9 protein-coding genes, 2 rRNA genes and 1 pseudogene (1 of these 12 only partly in view) are annotated in these 16,233 nt (G+C 65.8%); 9 read left to right on the forward strand and 3 right to left on the reverse strand.

Annotated features, from left to right (window positions below):
* From CLV01_RS12025 to CLV01_RS12045, 5 genes are all read left to right on the forward strand, one after another.
* A 23S ribosomal RNA gene (locus CLV01_RS12025) occupies positions 1 to 1,159 on the forward strand; it begins 1,716 nt to the left of the window's first position.
* 124 nt (positions 1,160 to 1,283) lie between these two features.
* Positions 1,284 to 1,396 (forward strand): 5S ribosomal RNA (gene rrf, locus CLV01_RS12030).
* Between the two features lie 129 nt (positions 1,397 to 1,525).
* Complete coding sequence (locus CLV01_RS12035; protein ID WP_099735173.1) at positions 1,526 to 2,269, forward strand: 16S rRNA pseudouridine(516) synthase; 744 nt, start codon at positions 1,526 to 1,528, stop codon at positions 2,267 to 2,269.
* Positions 2,270 to 2,288: 19 nt separating this feature from the next.
* Positions 2,289 to 3,716: a guanine deaminase gene (gene guaD / locus CLV01_RS12040; protein ID WP_099734217.1), complete on the forward strand. Its 1,428-nt coding sequence runs from the start codon at positions 2,289 to 2,291 to the stop codon at positions 3,714 to 3,716.
* 47 nt (positions 3,717 to 3,763) lie between these two features.
* Positions 3,764 to 5,077: a uracil-xanthine permease family protein gene (locus CLV01_RS12045; RefSeq protein WP_257221267.1), complete on the forward strand. Its 1,314-nt coding sequence runs from the start codon at positions 3,764 to 3,766 to the stop codon at positions 5,075 to 5,077.
* Positions 5,078 to 5,242: 165 nt separating this feature from the next.
* On the opposite strand, the gene CLV01_RS12050 is transcribed toward CLV01_RS12045, so the two are convergent.
* From CLV01_RS12050 to CLV01_RS12060, 3 genes are read right to left on the reverse strand one after another with little or no spacing between them, the layout of a single operon-like run.
* Positions 5,243 to 5,692: an RNA-binding S4 domain-containing protein gene (locus CLV01_RS12050; protein WP_013803367.1), complete on the reverse strand. Its 450-nt coding sequence runs from the start codon at positions 5,690 to 5,692 to the stop codon at positions 5,243 to 5,245.
* 4 nt (positions 5,693 to 5,696) lie between these two features.
* Positions 5,697 to 7,184 carry a sensor histidine kinase gene (locus CLV01_RS12055; protein ID WP_013803366.1) on the reverse strand — a complete coding sequence of 496 codons (1,488 nt, stop codon included), beginning with the start codon at positions 7,182 to 7,184 and terminating at the stop codon, positions 5,697 to 5,699.
* A gap of 30 nt (positions 7,185 to 7,214) precedes the next feature.
* Positions 7,215 to 7,937, reverse strand: coding sequence for a response regulator transcription factor (locus CLV01_RS12060; RefSeq protein WP_012204436.1), 723 nt, complete (start codon positions 7,935 to 7,937; stop codon positions 7,215 to 7,217).
* A gap of 100 nt (positions 7,938 to 8,037) precedes the next feature.
* On the opposite strand from CLV01_RS12060, the gene CLV01_RS12065 reads away from it, so the two are divergent.
* From CLV01_RS12065 to CLV01_RS12080, 4 genes and pseudogenes are all read left to right on the forward strand, one after another.
* Positions 8,038 to 8,997, forward strand: coding sequence for a Bug family tripartite tricarboxylate transporter substrate binding protein (locus CLV01_RS12065; protein WP_013803365.1), 960 nt, complete (start codon positions 8,038 to 8,040; stop codon positions 8,995 to 8,997).
* 216 nt (positions 8,998 to 9,213) lie between these two features.
* Entirely contained in the window at positions 9,214 to 9,783 is a 570-nt protein-coding gene (locus CLV01_RS12070; protein WP_043819577.1) for a tripartite tricarboxylate transporter TctB family protein, read from the forward strand.
* Positions 9,783 to 11,297, forward strand: a complete 1,515-nt coding sequence (locus CLV01_RS12075) for a tripartite tricarboxylate transporter permease (protein WP_012204439.1) — start codon at positions 9,783 to 9,785, stop codon at positions 11,295 to 11,297. Before CLV01_RS12070 ends, CLV01_RS12075 begins: the two co-directional genes overlap by 1 nt.
* 517 nt (positions 11,298 to 11,814) lie before the next feature.
* A pseudogene (locus CLV01_RS12080) lies at positions 11,815 to 15,920 on the forward strand (RHS repeat-associated core domain-containing protein); the annotation flags it as partial.
* Between the last annotated feature and the right edge of the window lie 313 nt (positions 15,921 to 16,233).

Raw genomic sequence — 16,233 nt, forward strand, 5'->3', positions numbered from 1 at the left:
GGGAGCCCAAAGCGGTTGCAAAAAATCGGTGGCTGCGACTGTTTAATAAAAACACAGCACTCTGCAAACACGAAAGTGGACGTATAGGGTGTGACGCCTGCCCGGTGCTGGAAGATTAAATGATGGGGTGCAAGCTCTTGATTGAAGTCCCAGTAAACGGCGGCCGTAACTATAACGGTCCTAAGGTAGCGAAATTCCTTGTCGGGTAAGTTCCGACCTGCACGAATGGCGTAACGATGGCCACACTGTCTCCTCCAGAGACTCAGCGAAGTTGAAATGTTTGTGATGATGCAATCTCCCCGCGGAAAGACGGAAAGACCCCATGAACCTTTACTGTAGCTTTGTATTGGATTTTGAACGGATCTGTGTAGGATAGGTGGGAGGCTTTGAAGTGAGGACGCTAGTTCTCATGGAGCCGACGTTGAAATACCACCCTGGTGCGTTTGAGGTTCTAACCCAGGTCCCTTATCGGGATCGGGGACAGTGCATGGTAGGCAGTTTGACTGGGGCGGTCTCCTCCCAAAGCGTAACGGAGGAGTTCGAAGGTACGCTAGTTACGGTCGGACATCGTGACGATAGTGCAATGGCATAAGCGTGCTTAACTGCGAGACTGACAAGTCGAGCAGATGCGAAAGCAGGACATAGTGATCCGGTGGTTCTGTATGGAAGGGCCATCGCTCAACGGATAAAAGGTACTCTGGGGATAACAGGCTGATACCGCCCAAGAGTTCATATCGACGGCGGTGTTTGGCACCTCGATGTCGGCTCATCTCATCCTGGGGCTGTAGTCGGTCCCAAGGGTATGGCTGTTCGCCATTTAAAGAGGTACGTGAGCTGGGTTTAAAACGTCGTGAGACAGTTTGGTCCCTATCTTCCGTGGGCGCTGCAGATTTGAGGAAGCCTGCTCCTAGTACGAGAGGACCGGAGTGGACACACCTCTGGTGTATCGGTTGTCACGCCAGTGGCATTGCCGAGTAGCTAAGTGTGGAAGAGATAACCGCTGAAAGCATCTAAGCGGGAAACTCGTTTCAAGATGAGATCTGCCGGGGCCTTGAGCCCCCTGAAGAGTCGTTCAAGACCAGGACGTTGATAGGTCAGGTGTGGAAGCGCAGTAATGCGTTAAGCTAACTGATACTAATTGCTCGTGAGGCTTGACCCTATAACTTTGATGAAGTGATCATCAAGGTGGTTATGCCAAGTAAGGCGCAGTCAAAATACAAAGCTGATTACAGACTCTATGAATTCGTTGTGTTGCTCCATGAGCAGCATGACAACAAGTTATGCCTGATGACCATAGCAAGTTGGTACCACTCCTTCCCATCCCGAACAGGACAGTGAAACGACTTTGCGCCGATGATAGTGCGGGTTCCCGTGTGAAAGTAGGTCATCGTCAGGCTCTTACAGCCCAAGAAACCCCGTAGCCCAAAGCTACGGGGTTTTTTGCTTGTTTGCGCAGAAGTACTTGTATCGTCGCCTGCGCGATGTGCGTGCGCCATGGTGGGCGCAGACGGCTTGAAAGATGAACATGCAACTGCAAGACATTCTGTATTCCCAAGGGTTCGGCATCCGCCGCGTGTGTTCCGGACTGGTCCAGCAGGGCTGGGTGGAACTGTGGGACACCGAGGCCAATGACTGGGTGCGTTGCCTCGACTCCACGCAGGACATCGATCCTGAAGGCCTGCGCTATCGCGTGCAGGGCGTGGAGTGGGCCTATCACGCGCTGGGCTATGTGCTGCTGCACAAGCCTGCGGGCACGGAGTGCTCGCAAAAACCGTCGACCTATCCGAGCATTTACTCGCTTTTGCCCTTGCCGCTGCGGCTGCGCCCGAACAAGGGTGCCGTGCAGGGCGTGCAGGCCGTGGGGCGGCTGGACCAGGACACGACGGGCCTGCTGCTGCTCAGCGATGACGGTCAGTTCATCCACCGCATGAGCTCGCCCAAGAAGCATGTGCCCAAGATCTATCGCGTGACCACCAAGCATCCGGTCGATGCCGGCCAGGTGCAGCGCCTGCTCGACGGCGTGGTGCTCGACGATGACCCCAAGCCCGTCAAGGCCGCTGCCTGCGAGCAGGTGAGCGAGCATGTGCTGGACCTCACGCTGACCGAAGGCAAGTACCACCAGGTCAAGCGCATGATCGCGGCCGCTGGCAACCGCGTCGAGGGCCTGCATCGCTGGAAGATCGGCGAGCTGGAGCTCACCGAGGACCTGCAGCCGGGCCAGTGGCGATGGCTGACGGCCGAGGACCTGGCCAAGCTCAAGGCCAAGTGAGGCAGGGACCCGCGTTTCCATGATGAATTGCGCTGACCCTGGCCGGGGCTGGGCCCTGTTGTGTACTGCTTTCGATGCGCCCGTGCCGGATGCGCTGCGCATCCAGCAGGACGTGTTGATCGTGGTGGATGGCCGCGGCATGATCGATGCGGTGCTGGAGCACGGTGATCCCCGCCGCGCCGCTCTGGAGGCCGCGCATGCGGCCGCAGGCACGCTGCAGCGCCTGCCGGAAGGCCAGTACCTTTTGCCCGGCATGGTGGACCTGCATGTGCATGCACCGCAATGGCCGCAAAGCGGCAAGGCCCTGGATGTGCCGCTGGAAACCTGGCTGCAGGAGTACACCTTTCCCCTGGAAGCGCGCTACGGCGATGCCGGCTTTGCCACTTCGGTCTACGACAGCGTGGTGCGCACGCTGCTGGCCAATGGCACGACGACGGCCATGTACTTCGGCACCATCCACGCTGTGGGCAACCAGGTGCTGGCCGAACGCTGCCTGGCCCTGGGCCAGCGCGCCCTGGTGGGCAAGGTGGCGATGGACGAGCCGTCGCAATGCCCCCCGTACTACAAGGACGCCAGCGCCGCCGAAGGCATTGCCGAGACGGCGCGCTTCATCGACTGGCTGCGCCAGCATCCGGACAACGCGCAGCAGCGCGTGCTGCCGGTGATCACGCCGCGCTTCATTCCTTCATGCACCGACGAGCTGCTGCGCGGCCTGGGCGACCTGGCTGGACGCACCGGCGCCCATGTGCAAACCCATTGCTCCGAGAGCGACTGGGCGCATGCCCATGTGCTGGAACGCCAGGGCCGCACCGATGCGCATGCGCTGCATGATTTCGGCCTGCTCACGCGCCGCACGGTCGTGGCCCATGCCAACTTCCTCACGGCCGATGACGTGGCGCTGATGGCGCGCACGGGCGCCTCGGTAGCGCACTGCCCTCTGTCCAACTTCTATTTCGCCAACAGCGTTTTCCCGGCTCGCAGCGGCCGTGAGCAGGGCCTGGGCATGGGGTTGGCCACGGACATCTCGGGCGGCTACAGCCCCAGCATGTTCGATGCCTGCCGCCACGCCATGACGGCCTCGCTGGCCTTGCATGAGGGGGTGGACCCGGCCCTGGGCGCTTCGCAGCGCGGCAGGGCGGGGCAGGGCGTGCAGGCCCGCATCGACCACGTCTTTGCGCTGTGGCTGGCCACGGCGGCGGGGGGCGACGCGCTGGACCTGCCCATTGGCCGGATCGAGCCCGGCCACGCCATGGACGCCCTGGCCATCGACTGCCAGGGGCCTGACTCCAATGTCCAGATCTGGCCCGGCGCGGATGGCCCGGCCGACATTCTGCAAAAGATCATCCACCACGCCACGCGCGCCAATGTGGCCAGCACCTGGGTGCAGGGCGAGTGCGTGCACCGGCGCCAGGCCGCCGGCGCTGTCGGCGCTGTCACTGCTGTCTGAGCGCCGCAGTCTTTGCGCTGCGGCCGTTTTCCGCATTTTTCCGTCCCATGACCGAACCGACCTCCTCCTACGAAGGGCGCCTGATCGCCCGCCCCGACGACCGCGTCTCGCTGTCACAGGCCCTGTTGCTGGGCCTGCAGCATGTGATGGCCATGGACGTGTATGTCGTGCCCTTCATCATTGCCTCGGCCCTGGCGCTGTCGCAAGCCGATGCGGCGTCCATGATCCAGTCCACCTTTCTTGCCGCAGGCGTGGGCACGCTGATCCAGACCGCCTGGTGCATGCGCATGCCTGTCGCGCAAGGGCCTTCCTACATTCCCCTGGGTGCCATCCTGGCCGTGGCCTTTGGCGCGGGCGGTGGCTTCGGCGGCATGGGAGCGGTCTATGGCGCGCTGATTCCGGGAGCGCTGATCGTCATTGCGCTGGGGGCGCTGGGCTGGTTCCACCGCGTGATCCGCTGGCTGGTGCCGCCCATCGTCGGCGGCACCATCATCCTCGTGGTGGGGCTGTCGCTGCTGCCGATTGCGCTCAGCGCCAACGTGTTCTCGGTGCATGGCGGCATGACGGTTAACCAGTCCATTGCCCTGGCTTCGGTGTCGGCGGCGCTGCTGATCGCGGCCATGATGCTGGGCCTGCGCTTTGACAACCGGCTGGGCCGCTGGATGCGCCTGTCGTCGGTGATCATCGCGCTGGCAGGCGGCACGGCCGTGGCCTGGGCCATGGGCCTGTTCGCCTGGCAGCCGGTTGCGGATGCGCCCTGGCTTACGCTGCCCAAGCTGGCCGGCATCGACTACCCGCTGCAGTTCAGCCTGCCTGCCGTGCTGACCTTTGTCGTGATCTATCTGGTGGTCATGGCGGAAACCACGGGCACCTGGTTTGCGGTCTCGGCCGTGATCAACCAGCCCATCACCAGCCGCCAGCTCGACCGTGGCGCCGTGGGAGAGGGCCTGAGCTGTAGCGTGGCCGCACTCATCGGCGCCACGCCGGTCACCGGCTACTCCACCAACGCCGGCGTGATCTCGATCACCGGCGTGGCCAGCCGCATGGTTTTCATTGCGGCCGGCCTGGTGCTGGCCTGCCTGGGCTTTCTGGGCAAGTTCTCGGCGCTGATTGCGGCCATTCCCTCGCCCGTGATCGGCGGCATGTTCGCCGTGGTCTGCGTGACCATTGCCATGGCGGGCATCCGCATCCTGCGCCATGTGCGCCTGGATGAGCGCGCCATGCTGGTGGTGGGCGTGCCCATCATCTGCTCCTTCTTCGCCACGCTGGCCCCCAAGGACTGGGTCCAGACCCTGCCGGACATGCTGCAGTACCTGCTGGGCTCGGCCGTGACCGTGGGGCCATGGCCGCCATGGTCATGAACCTCATCCTGCCGCGTGCGCAGGGGGACGACGCACCGGCCGAGGACCAGGTGGTCTGAACGCCGCAGGGGTCTGCGCCCGCAAACCCATGAGAAAAGGCCATGCGCAGCGGTTGCGCATGGCCTTTTTGCTGGAAGAGGCGTGAGGCGGGCAGGGCCGCGGGATTCAGCGCCGGTCCAGGTCGTCGATGGATGCGCTCCAGCGGCTGTCCCAGTTGCCGCGCTCGCGCACCTGGTCGATCTGGCGGCGGTCACGCTTGGTGGGGCGGCCGTCGTGCTGGTCGGCAATGCTGCTGGCGGGCTCGGGCGCCAGCCGGCGCTGCTCGGCCAGGCGCTCCCGCTCGGCCAGGCTTGCGGCGGTTTCTTCGTACAGGGCCTGGGCCACGGGCGCGGGGCCGCGCATGCCGGACAGGCCACGAATGACCACGGTGCGCGGAATCTGGCCCTGGCGCAGCACCACGGTGTCGCCGCAGCGCACCTCGCGCGCGGGCTTGACCAGGGCTCCGTTGACGGTGATGCGGCCCTTGCCGATCTCTTCTACCGCCAGGCTGCGCGTCTTGTAGAAACGCGCGCACCACAGCCATTTGTCCAGACGCATGGATTCGATATCGGTCATGGCGTTATTGTGCGCGCGGCGCGGGGTGCTTGCCAGTGGCCGGTTGCAGCGGAATCGCCACGTGCGCATGCAATCCGCAGACCAGGCCTTGCCGGTAGATGTTGCGCAGTTCGATGGCGCCGCCCAGCGTCTGCACGATCTCGTGGCAGATGGCCAGCCCCAGGCCCGAGCCGCTGCGCGCATTGCCGGCCGAGAACGGCTGGAACAGCCGCTGGGCCAGATCGCTGTCTATGCCCGGCCCGCTGTCGCGCAGGCTGAGCACGGCCTGGCTGCCGGCCTGGTGCACGCTGATGTGCAGGCTGCCGGCCGCAGGCATGTGGCGTATGGCGTTGTGCAGCAGGTTGCGCGTGAGTTCGCGCAGCATCCATTCATGGGCCGGCACGGGGCAGGGCTCGGTGTCTATGGAGAAGTCGATGTCCTGCTCGGCAATCAGCGGCGACAGTTCGATGGCCACGTCGCGCACCACTTCGTCCAGCAGGCTGGGGGCGGGCGACGCCGGCTCGGCGCTGTCTTCCTGGCGCAACTGCTCGACCTTGGCCAGCGCCAGCATCTGGTTGGCCAGCCGCGTGGCGCGGTCCACGGTGGCGCCGATTTCCTCGAAGGCCTGCTCGGCCGGCACATCGCCGCGCTGGGCCGACTGCAGCTGGGCCTTGAGCACGGCCAGTGGTGTGCGCAATTGGTGCGATGCATCGCGCACAAAGCGCTTCTGGTCCGACAGCAGCTGTCGCAGCCGCAGCATGAGCTGGTTGATGGCCTCCAGCAGGGGCTGCAATTCACGCGGCGCAGCGGGGGCCGACAGCGGGCTCAGGTCGCCGCGCGGGCGCGAGCGCAGGTCGCTGCTGAGCTGGCGCACGGGCTGCGTTGCCCGCTGCACCACAAAGATCACGATCAGCGCCACGGCAGCCACCAGCAGTGCCTGGCGTGCCAGCGTGGTGCGCAGGATCTGCAGGGCCAGGGTCTCGCGCAGCTCCAGCGTCTCGGCCACCTGGATCACGGCCATGCCGCGCCCCTTGGCGCTGGCCACGGGCTGCAGCAGCACGGCCATGCGCACGGGCCGGCCGCGGAACTGGGCGTCATAGAAATCGACCAGGGCCGCGTAGGGCGGGCGCTGGGGGATGACGCCGTGCCACATGGGCAGCTCGCCAAAGCCCGACACCATTTCCCCGTCCAGCGTGGAGACGCGGTAGAACATGCGGCTCTGGTTGTCGGCCTCGAAGATCTCCAGCGCCGAGTAGGGAACGATGGCATGCAACTGGGCGGACTCGTCATAGCCCGTCACATCCAGCTGCTCGCTGATGCTCTTGGCCGATGCCAGCAGCGTGCGGTCATAGGCCGTGTTCAGCGCAGCCAGCGTCTGGTGGTACAGGCTCCAGGTATTGAAGCCAATGAACAGAATGACGGGGACGAGAATGCCCGTCAGCAGCTGGCGGCGCAGCGACCAGGGCTGGCGCGCGCGGGCGGGGGCGGGAAGGGGAAGACCGGGGTCGCGCATGGGCTTGCGGTGCAGGAATGCGGCAATGCGTCAGGCCGACTCGGCCTTGAGCAGATAGCCCAGGCCGCGCAGCGTAACCAGTTGCACGCCCGTGCCCGACAGCTTCTTGCGCAGCCGGTAGGCGACCACTTCCACTGCCTCGTACTGCACGTCGGACTCGCCGGGAAACACCAGCGCGAACAGCCGTTCCTTGGCCACGGCATGGCCGGGGCGCGCGAGCAGGGCGTGCATCAGGGCGAGCTCGCGGGGCGTCAGCTCCATGATCTCTCCATCGCGGTGGATGGCGCCGCTGGTCTTGTCGTAGCGCAGCGCGCCCATGGCAATGGTCTCGGGCGGTGGCTTGGGCGCGAAGCTGTCGCTGCTGCGGCGCAGCAGGGCGCGCAGCCGGGCCTCCAGCTCGTCGAGGTCGAAGGGCTTGGCCAGGTAGTCGTCCGCGCCGGCGTTCAGGCCCAGCACGCGGTCGCCCACGGTGCCGCGCGCAGTCAGGATGAGCACGGGCGTGCGCAGGCCCTGGCCGCGCGCACGCTCCAGCACCTGCAGGCCGTCCAGGCCGGGCAGGCTCAAATCCAGCACCACGGCGTCGGGCTCGCGCACCAGCCACTGCGCCAGGGCCGAGGGGCCGTCGGCCGCCGTCTCCACCTGGATGCCGCGCCGGATCAGCGTGCGCTGCAGCGTGGTGCGCATGGCGTTGTCATCTTCTACGAGCAGCAATTGCATGGCCCGCACGTTAGCACCGGGCGCGATGCAGGCCATCGCGCCAAGAGCGATCTAGGGATTCCCCTAGGGGTTTGGACAGCCATTTGACAGGTAGCGAACCGATCATCGACAGCCTTACAACACAAGGAGTCAAACCATGCGTCGTGATACTTTTCTGAAGTCGCTGGCCGCACTGGCCGCCGCAGGCAGCCTGCCGCTGTCTGCCCAGGCTGCGGTCGCCGTCAAGATGATGCTGCCGGCCAACCCCGGCGGCGGCTGGGACACCACGGGCCGTGCCCTGGGCAAGGCTTTGCAGGACGCTGGTCAGGCTGCTTCCGTCACCTATGACAACAAGGGCGGCGCCGCTGGCGCCATCGGTCTTGCGCAGTTCGTCAACGGCAGCAAGGGCGATCCCAACGCCATGATGGTCATGGGCGCCGTCATGCTGGGCGGCATCATCACGGGCAAGCCGCCCGTGAACCTGACGCAGGCCACGCCGCTGGCGCGCCTGACCAGCGAATACAACGTGTTCGTGCTGCCCGCCAACTCGCCCTTCAAGAACATGGCCGAGGTGATCGCCCAGCTCAAGAAGGACCCGGGCTCCGTCAAGTGGGGCGGCGGCTCGCGCGGCTCCACCGAGCACATTGCGGCGGCCATGATCGCGCGTGAAGTCGGCGTCGATCCCTCCAAGATCAACTACGTGGCCTTCCGTGGAGGCGGCGAGGCCATCTCCGCCATCCTGGGCGGCAACGTCACCGTGGGCGGCAGCGGCTTCAGCGAGTTCGCCGAGTACATCAGCACCGGCAAGATGAAGCCCATCGGCGTGACCTCGGGCCAGCGCCTGAAGGGCGTGGACGTGCCCACGCTCAAGGAGCAGGGCATCAACGTCGAGATCGGCAACTGGCGCGGCGTGTACGGCGCGCCCGGCATCACCAAGCCCCAGCGCGACGCGCTGGTCGCCATGCTGGAGAAGGCCACCAAGAGCAAGGCCTGGGCCGAGGCTCTGCAGAAGAACGACTGGACGCCCGCGTGGCTGGCCGGCGATGCCTTCGGCGAGTTCGTGGACCAGGAGTTCGCGAGCCTGCGCGCCACCATGGTCAAGTCCGGCATGGTGTGATCGAACGGCAGCACCGGCCTCTTGCGGGGCCGGTGCGGCCACAGGCCTGCACTCCTGCGGGCCACGGCAGGCGCCAGTCGCAGCGCCTGCTTCAAGAAGCGGAAGATGCCCGCGCGCCGCGCCAGCGGCCCGCAGGCCCCGGCGGCTTAATTTTTTCCCCACGTCTGCAGCGGTGGCCGGCCCGGTCGCCGGTTCCGCTGCGGCCAGGAACTGACCATGTCCGAGTCCTCACAACCCAATCCACTTGCCACGGATGCCGCCCAGGCCGATGAGCCCAGCGGCTTTCCCTCGGTTCGCGCGCAGACCATCGTCGGCTCTGGCGTGCTGCTCGTCGCTGCAGGCCTGGCCTTCGGCGCGCTGCAGATTCCATCCGACTCCGGCTACGGCGGCGTCGGCCCCAATTTCCTGCCCTGGCTGTGCGCCGTGGTGCTCGCGGTCTGCGGCGCCTGGCTGGTCTGGGAAGCGCGCACGGGCGGCTACCGCGAAGCCTCCGCACCTGGCGGCCATCCACGCGCCGACATCGGTGCCTTCGTCTGGGTGTCGGCCGGCCTGATGGTCAACGCCGCACTGATCGGCACCGTGGGCTTCATCGTCAGCTGCACCGTCTGCTACGTGCTGGCCGTGCAGGGCCTGCGCCGTGCTGGCGGCCAGGCCCAGGCGGGCGCACCCATCACCTGGGTCAAGGACGTGGTCACCGGGCTGCTCATCTCGGCGCCCGTGTTCTGGGCCTTCACGCAATTCCTGGCAATCAACCTGCCGGGCCTGACTGAGACGGGGTGGCTGTAATGGAAATCTTTGACGCACTGATGGCGGGCTTCGCCACCGCCATCACACCCGCCAACCTGCTGTGGGCTCTGGTCGGCTGCGCCCTGGGCACGGCCGTGGGCGTGCTGCCCGGCATCGGCCCGGCCGTGGCCGTGGCCATGCTGCTGCCCATTACCGCCAAGGTCGAGGTCACCGCCTCGATGATCTTCTTCGCGGGCATCTACTACGGCGCCATGTATGGCGGCTCCACCACCTCCATCCTGCTGAACACGCCCGGGGAGACCGCGAGCATGGTCACGGCCATGGAGGGCAACAAGATGGCCAAGAGCGGCCGCGCGGGCGCCGCACTGGCCACCTCCGCCATCGGCTCCTTCGTCGCCGGCACCGTGGCCACCGTGGTCGTCACGCTGTTCGCGCCGTCGGTGGCCGACTTTGCCGTCAAGCTGGGCCCGCCCGAGTACTTCATGCTGATGGTGCTGGCCTTCACCACCGTCAGTGCCGTGCTCGGCCAAAGCGCGCTGCGCGGCATGACGGCCCTGTTCCTGGGGCTGGCGCTGGGCTGCATCGGCATGGACCAGATCTCGGGCGCTGCGCGCTACACCATGGGCAAGATGGAACTGCTGGACGGCGTGGACATCGTGCTCGTGGCCGTGGGCCTGTTCGCCGTGGCCGAGGTGCTGTACGCCGCCATGTACGAAGGCAAGGTCGTCGATACGCAAAACAGGATGGGCCGCGTGCACATGACCGGCCGCGACTGGAAGCGTTCGTGGCCCGCCTGGCTGCGCGGCACCGTCATCGGCACACCCTTCGGCTGCATCCCTGCCGGCGGCACCGAGATCCCCACCTTCCTGAGCTACGCCACCGAAAAGAAGCTGGCCAAGGGTGAGAACCGTGCCGAGTTCGGCACCAAGGGCGCCATCGAAGGCGTGGCCGGCCCCGAGGCCGCCAACAACGCCACCGTGACCGCCGCGCTGATCCCGCTGCTGACCCTGGGCATTCCCACCAGCAACACCACGGCCGTGCTGCTGGGCGCCTTCCAGAACTACGGCATCAACCCCGGCCCGCAGCTGTTCAGCTCGTCCGCCGCCCTGGTCTGGGCGCTGATCGCCTCGCTGTATATCGGCAACCTGATGCTGCTGGTGCTCAACCTGCCCATGGTGGGCCTGTGGGTCAAGCTGCTCAAGATCCCGCGTCCCCAGCTGTACGCAGGCATCCTGATCTTCGCCACCGTGGGTGCCTACGGCATGCGCCAGAGCGCCTTCGACCTGTTCCTGCTGTACGGCATCGGCGTGCTGGGCGTAATCATGCGCCGCTTCGACTTCCCCACCGCGCCCGTCGTGGTCGGCATGATCCTGGGCCCCCTGGCCGAGGCACAGATGCGCAATGCCGTGTCCATCGGCGAAGGCAGCTGGTGGATCTTCCTGCAGCGCCCCATGTCGCTGACGCTGATCATCATCGTGGCCTGCGTGCTCATCGTGCCGCGCGTGCTCAAGCGCCTGCAGCCCAAGCCCTCGCCGGAGGCGGCTGCCGGCTGACGCCAACCCGTTGCTAGCCGGCCCGGCGGTGTCACGCATGGCGCCCCGGGCCCCTGACAGCCCCTGCCTTCCGAGGCAGGGGCTTTTTTTATTGGCGCGCCTTGATGCGGGTCAGCAGGCGCCTCGTGCCCATTGCACCAATGGCATGAGAAATTTATCGATATGTCCTTCCATTGGTGGGGCGGCATTCAATTGCTGATGTATCCAAGATAATCAATTTGCTTACATTTATAGGAAGAGTCTGACGCATAAATCAATTGCGCCATTGCCAGTGGCCTGTCTATGATTCCCGCTCATCGAGAGAGGGAGCCGTCCGTAGGACGGTTGACACAATGACACGACCATTTGCCATTCGCACGCCATGGGGCGAGCCACTGCATTCTCATGAAATGCCTGGCCATCAGAGAATCCGCCACTGTTTCCATCTACCCGGAATGAGGCAATGTGAAGCAATTGCCGCCCTGGATACAGCGATACAGTGCGACTGCGCCCTCAAGTCCACTCAGGAGAAGTCTGCATGAGTGGCCAACCCGCAGCCCGTATCACCGACAGCGTCGTCAAGGGCAAGATCGTCACCGGCTCGCTCACCGTGCTCATCGGTAGTCAGGGGGGCCTGGCCTGCTCCGTCTGCCCAGGTGGCATCACCGTCAGTTCCCCCGTCAACCCCCAGCTGGGTGCCAAGGTCCTGCTGGGCGCACAAGACCTGGACTTCGCCCTGCCCTCGGCTGCGCTGCCTGTGGCCTGGCAGCGCCAATACAGCAGCTACGTCAACCCCGAGCACGGCGCGGCCTGCGGCCTGCTGGGCCATGGCTGGCACCTGCTGCAGGAGCTCAGCATCCGCCTGCAGGAAGAGGCCACCTTGCTGCTGGACGCCAGCGGCCGCGTCATCACCTTCGACCAGCCTCTGGTGCCGGGCGGCCAGCTGCACAGTGCCAGCGAAGACATCTGGCTGCTGCGCGGCGGCAGCACGGAGCCGGACGGCGGCACAGCGCCCTGGGCCGCCAATCCTCGGTGGTCGCATGTGGAACAGGCACTGGTGCGCAACCCGCAAGCCATCCTTGCGGTCAGCGGTGATGGCGACACGCTCTGGGGCTTTGGTCCTGCGCCCGGTGAACCTGTCCGGGATTGCGCACAGAGCCCTTGGCGCCTCATGGCCCAGATCGACCGCTTCGGGCGCCGCCAGCTCTACCACTACAGCGACGGCACCACACCCGAGGCCGGCCACAGTGCCAGCAAAGAGGCTGTGCCCGCAGGCCGCCTGGTCTCGCTGAGCGACGGCACAGGCCGGCGCTACCGCCTGCTGCACCAGCGCATCCATGGCGGCAGGGATGCGCTGGGTTTGTGGGGCGCCGACGACGGCTGGCGGGTCACAGGCGTGGACCTCACACAGGACCCGTTGCACCCCCTGTCCGCGCCCATCGCCCTCGTGCGCTACGGCTACAGCAGCGCAGGCGACCTCATCACCGTCCACGACCGCGCAGGCCAGCTCGTGCGCGAATTCGAATGGGACCACCACCGCATCAGCGCCCACCGCCATGCCAGCGGACCCTGGCACCGCTACCGCTACGAGAGCGCCCAGCCCGGTGCCCGCGTCATCGAGCACAGCAACCAGGAAGGCCTCAGCTACCGCTTCGACTACCTGGCCCAGCCCCCGGGCCCGGACGGCCAGCCGCGTGCCGCCACCCGCGTCAGCGACAGCCTGGATCGCATCGAGACCTACTACTTCGAAGGCGCAGCGGGCCTGTCGCGCCTCATCGCCCACCACAAGGCCGACGGCAGCCGCTGGCTGCAGGCCTACGACAGCTTCGGCCGCCTGGCCTCGCGCACCGACCCGCTGGGGCGCAGCGTCCACCTCAGGCGTGATGGCCAGGGCCGGCTCATCGGCGTGCAACTGCCCGACGGGCGCAGCACCCAGCAGGAACACGACGAAGCCACCGGCCGCCTGCTGCAAAGCACTGACACCGCAGGGGCCACCACCGGCTACGAATACGACGCCTGGGGACGCCTCACCCAGATCACCCAGGCCGACGGCAGCACCGAGCGCTACCACTACCCCGACCCCCAGGAAGCGCCGCTCACCTGCGACAGCCCCCGGCGCATCGAAGACGCCCAGGGCGGCAGCAAACAGCTGGCCTGGAGCGACGCGGGCCAACTGCTCAGCTACACCGACTGCTCGGGCCACAGCACGCACTACCACTACGACCGCTGGGGAGCGCTCATCGAAGTGGACAACGCCCTGGGCCAGCGCCAACGCCACCAGCGCGATGGCCAGGGCCGCATCGTGGCCAGCGAACTGCCCAACGGCCAGATCGAGCGCTACCACTACGACAGCGCAGGCCACCTCACGCGCATCGATCCGGCCCAGCCTGCGGGCACCTCCAGCGAAACCCAGGCCGCCGACCCCAGCATCCACCTGCGCTACGACCTCTGGGGCAGGCTGGTCCAGCGAACACATGGCGGCCTCACCCTGGCCTTCGAATACGACAACGCCGGCCGCCTCCTGCGCCTCGTCAATGAGAACGGAGCGCAAAGCCGCTTTGCCTGGGACGCGCTGGACCGGCTCGTGCAGGAAGAAGGGTTTGACCAACGGCTGCAGCGCTACCGCTGGGATGCGGCAGGCCAGCTCATGGAAGCCACGGACGGCAACGCCGCACAGCAAAGCAGCAGCTACTACCGCTGGGATGAAGGCGGCAGATTGGTCGAACGCCAACTGCCCGCCACGGCCCATTCGCCCGCACAAACCCACCGCTACGAATGGGATGCGGCCGGGCGCCTTACGGCGGCCAGCGTCTGGCAGCACACTGGCGAGAACACCGCAGAGAACACCATCCAACTGCAAAGCCGCATAGCACTGGAGCGCGACGCCCTGGGTCGCATCACGGCAGAAGTGCAGCAGCTGTACCGCCCCGGCAAGGACGGGGGCGGCAACGGGGGCACAGAGCAGATCGAATACGAACACCGCATCGCCCACACCCTGGACCCCCTGGGCGCACGCCAGCACAGCCAGCTGCAAGGCCTGGGAGAGATCGCCTGGCTCACCTACGGCTCAGGCCATGTGCACGGACTGCAGCTCAACGGAGCCAGCCTCATCGACTTCGAACGCGACAACCTGCACCGCGAAGTCCGCCGCAGCCTGCACTCACCCACCTCTGCAGCAGACGCAGACAACCCCTGCAGGTGCAACGCCAATGGGACAGCCTGGGCCGCCTCACGGCCCTGGGCACCACGGGCCTGCAAAGCAAGGAAGGCAGGGACCACCTGGTCCAGCCCCTCATCGGCCAGATCCTCGGCCGCCGCTACCACTACGACAGCCTGGGCCAGCTCGTCGCCATCGAACAGGCCGGCGCCCCGGGCCAGGCCGCGCAACTGCTGCGCTACGGCTACGACAGCGCCGGGCGCCTCAGAGCGGCCACCGACAGCCAGGACCCCCAGACCACCACCCGCTGGCAGATCGACCCTGCCGGTAACCGCCTGCCAGCACCCGGTGCAACGGGTCAGACAGACTCACAAGACAACTGGGCCGCCCAGGTCCACGCGCACTGGCGGCACACCGACTTCAACCTCATGGGCCTGGGCCACCTCGCAGGCCAGCGGCAAGGCCCCGTGCAGCGCTGGGAAGACAACCGCATAGGCTTCACCGAAGACCGCGTCTGGCGCTACGACCCCAGCGGCAACCGCATCGCGCAAATGCAGGCGGACCACAGCCAGCAGCAACTGCACTACGACGGAGCCCACCAGCTCATAGCGGTGCGCAGCAGCCAGATCCAGGGCAACGCAGAGCAACTGCGCCACCACAGCCGCTACACCTACGACGCCCTGGGCAGGCGCCTGAAGCAGCAGGTCGAAAGCGCGGACTCCACAGAATCCACACGCACCCACTACTACGGCTGGGACGGCGACCGCCTCATCCACACCGAACGCCTGCAGGGCGGCGACGACACCCGCCACATAGAACACACCATCTACGAACCGGGCAGCTTCACGCCCCTGGTGCGCCTGAGCACCACGGCCAGCGGTGACCCCCAGGACGAGCCTCACCTGCTGGTACAAGCCATCACCGCAGGCCTGCCCGACCAGGACGACCCCAGCCACACGCCGGCCCTGGCCATGATGCAAACCATGCTCAGCGCCATGCCGCGCGACATGCAGCAAGACGCTGCCCGGCACCTGCGCCACACCCTGGACCACGGCCTGCCCGCCAGCGCCCAGGCGATCCTGGGTGAACAGGCCGAGGGCACCGCCCGCCTGCTCAGCGGCATGCAGGCCAAGCTGCAGGCACAGGAAAAAGAACAGCACGCCCGCATCGCCATCCACCACTACCACTGCGACCATCTGGGCACACCCATGGCCCTGACGGACCAGACCGGCCAGGTGGCCTGGGCCGCCAAGCTGGACCCCTGGGGCAATGTGCTGCAGGAGTACAACCCGCAAGGCATCCACCAGGCGATCCGGCTGCCAGGGCAGCACCATGACAGGGAAACGGGGCTGTATTACAACCGGCATCGGTATTACGATCCGGTGGTGGGGAGTTATATCAATCAGGATCCGATTGGGTTAAGCGGCGGCATGAATAAAAGTATCTATCCATTGATTCCATTGCAAAAAATTGACCCATTAGGGTTATGGGCTTCCCAGAAAGGCGCATACGTGCATCAAAGAGCCGGTTATTTGGTTTTTGGCAAAGAGATAAGTCAATCACAATTGTCGGCCGTCGCAAGAGGTCATGTGTGGGCCGATAGCGCTGAGCACCAAACGCCGGAGTTTAGTCATATGCACGCGATGCGACGCCCCGGTCAGACCAAAGCAGAGGCATGTGCCGCCACAAATAAATTTATAAAAAATGAAGCGCAGAAAGCGCTGAACGCCAAAAAATCTGGCGATATGGACTCAGCACTATTCCATTTCGGCGCGGCATTGCACACTATACAAGATGCGA

Source organism: Delftia sp. 60, assembly GCF_002754395.1.
In the GTDB taxonomy this organism is placed as follows: Bacteria; Pseudomonadota; Gammaproteobacteria; order Burkholderiales; family Burkholderiaceae_C; genus Comamonas; species Comamonas acidovorans.

Bases quoted from the DNA above. Each gene is read 5' to 3' on its own strand.
- CLV01_RS12035 (WP_099735173.1), top strand. From the start codon at position 1,526: ATGCAACTGCAAGACATTCTGTATTCCCAAGGGTTCGGCATCCGCCGC.
- guaD (WP_099734217.1), top strand. From the start codon at position 2,289: ATGATGAATTGCGCTGACCCTGGCCGGGGCTGGGCCCTGTTGTGTACT.
- CLV01_RS12045 (WP_257221267.1), top strand. From the start codon at position 3,764: ATGACCGAACCGACCTCCTCCTACGAAGGGCGCCTGATCGCCCGCCCC.
- CLV01_RS12050 (WP_013803367.1), bottom strand. From the start codon at position 5,692: ATGACCGATATCGAATCCATGCGTCTGGACAAATGGCTGTGGTGCGCG.
- CLV01_RS12055 (WP_013803366.1), bottom strand. From the start codon at position 7,184: ATGCGCGACCCCGGTCTTCCCCTTCCCGCCCCCGCCCGCGCGCGCCAG.
- CLV01_RS12060 (WP_012204436.1), bottom strand. From the start codon at position 7,937: ATGGCCTGCATCGCGCCCGGTGCTAACGTGCGGGCCATGCAATTGCTG.
- CLV01_RS12065 (WP_013803365.1), top strand. From the start codon at position 8,038: ATGCGTCGTGATACTTTTCTGAAGTCGCTGGCCGCACTGGCCGCCGCA.
- CLV01_RS12070 (WP_043819577.1), top strand. From the start codon at position 9,214: ATGTCCGAGTCCTCACAACCCAATCCACTTGCCACGGATGCCGCCCAG.
- CLV01_RS12075 (WP_012204439.1), top strand. From the start codon at position 9,783: ATGGAAATCTTTGACGCACTGATGGCGGGCTTCGCCACCGCCATCACA.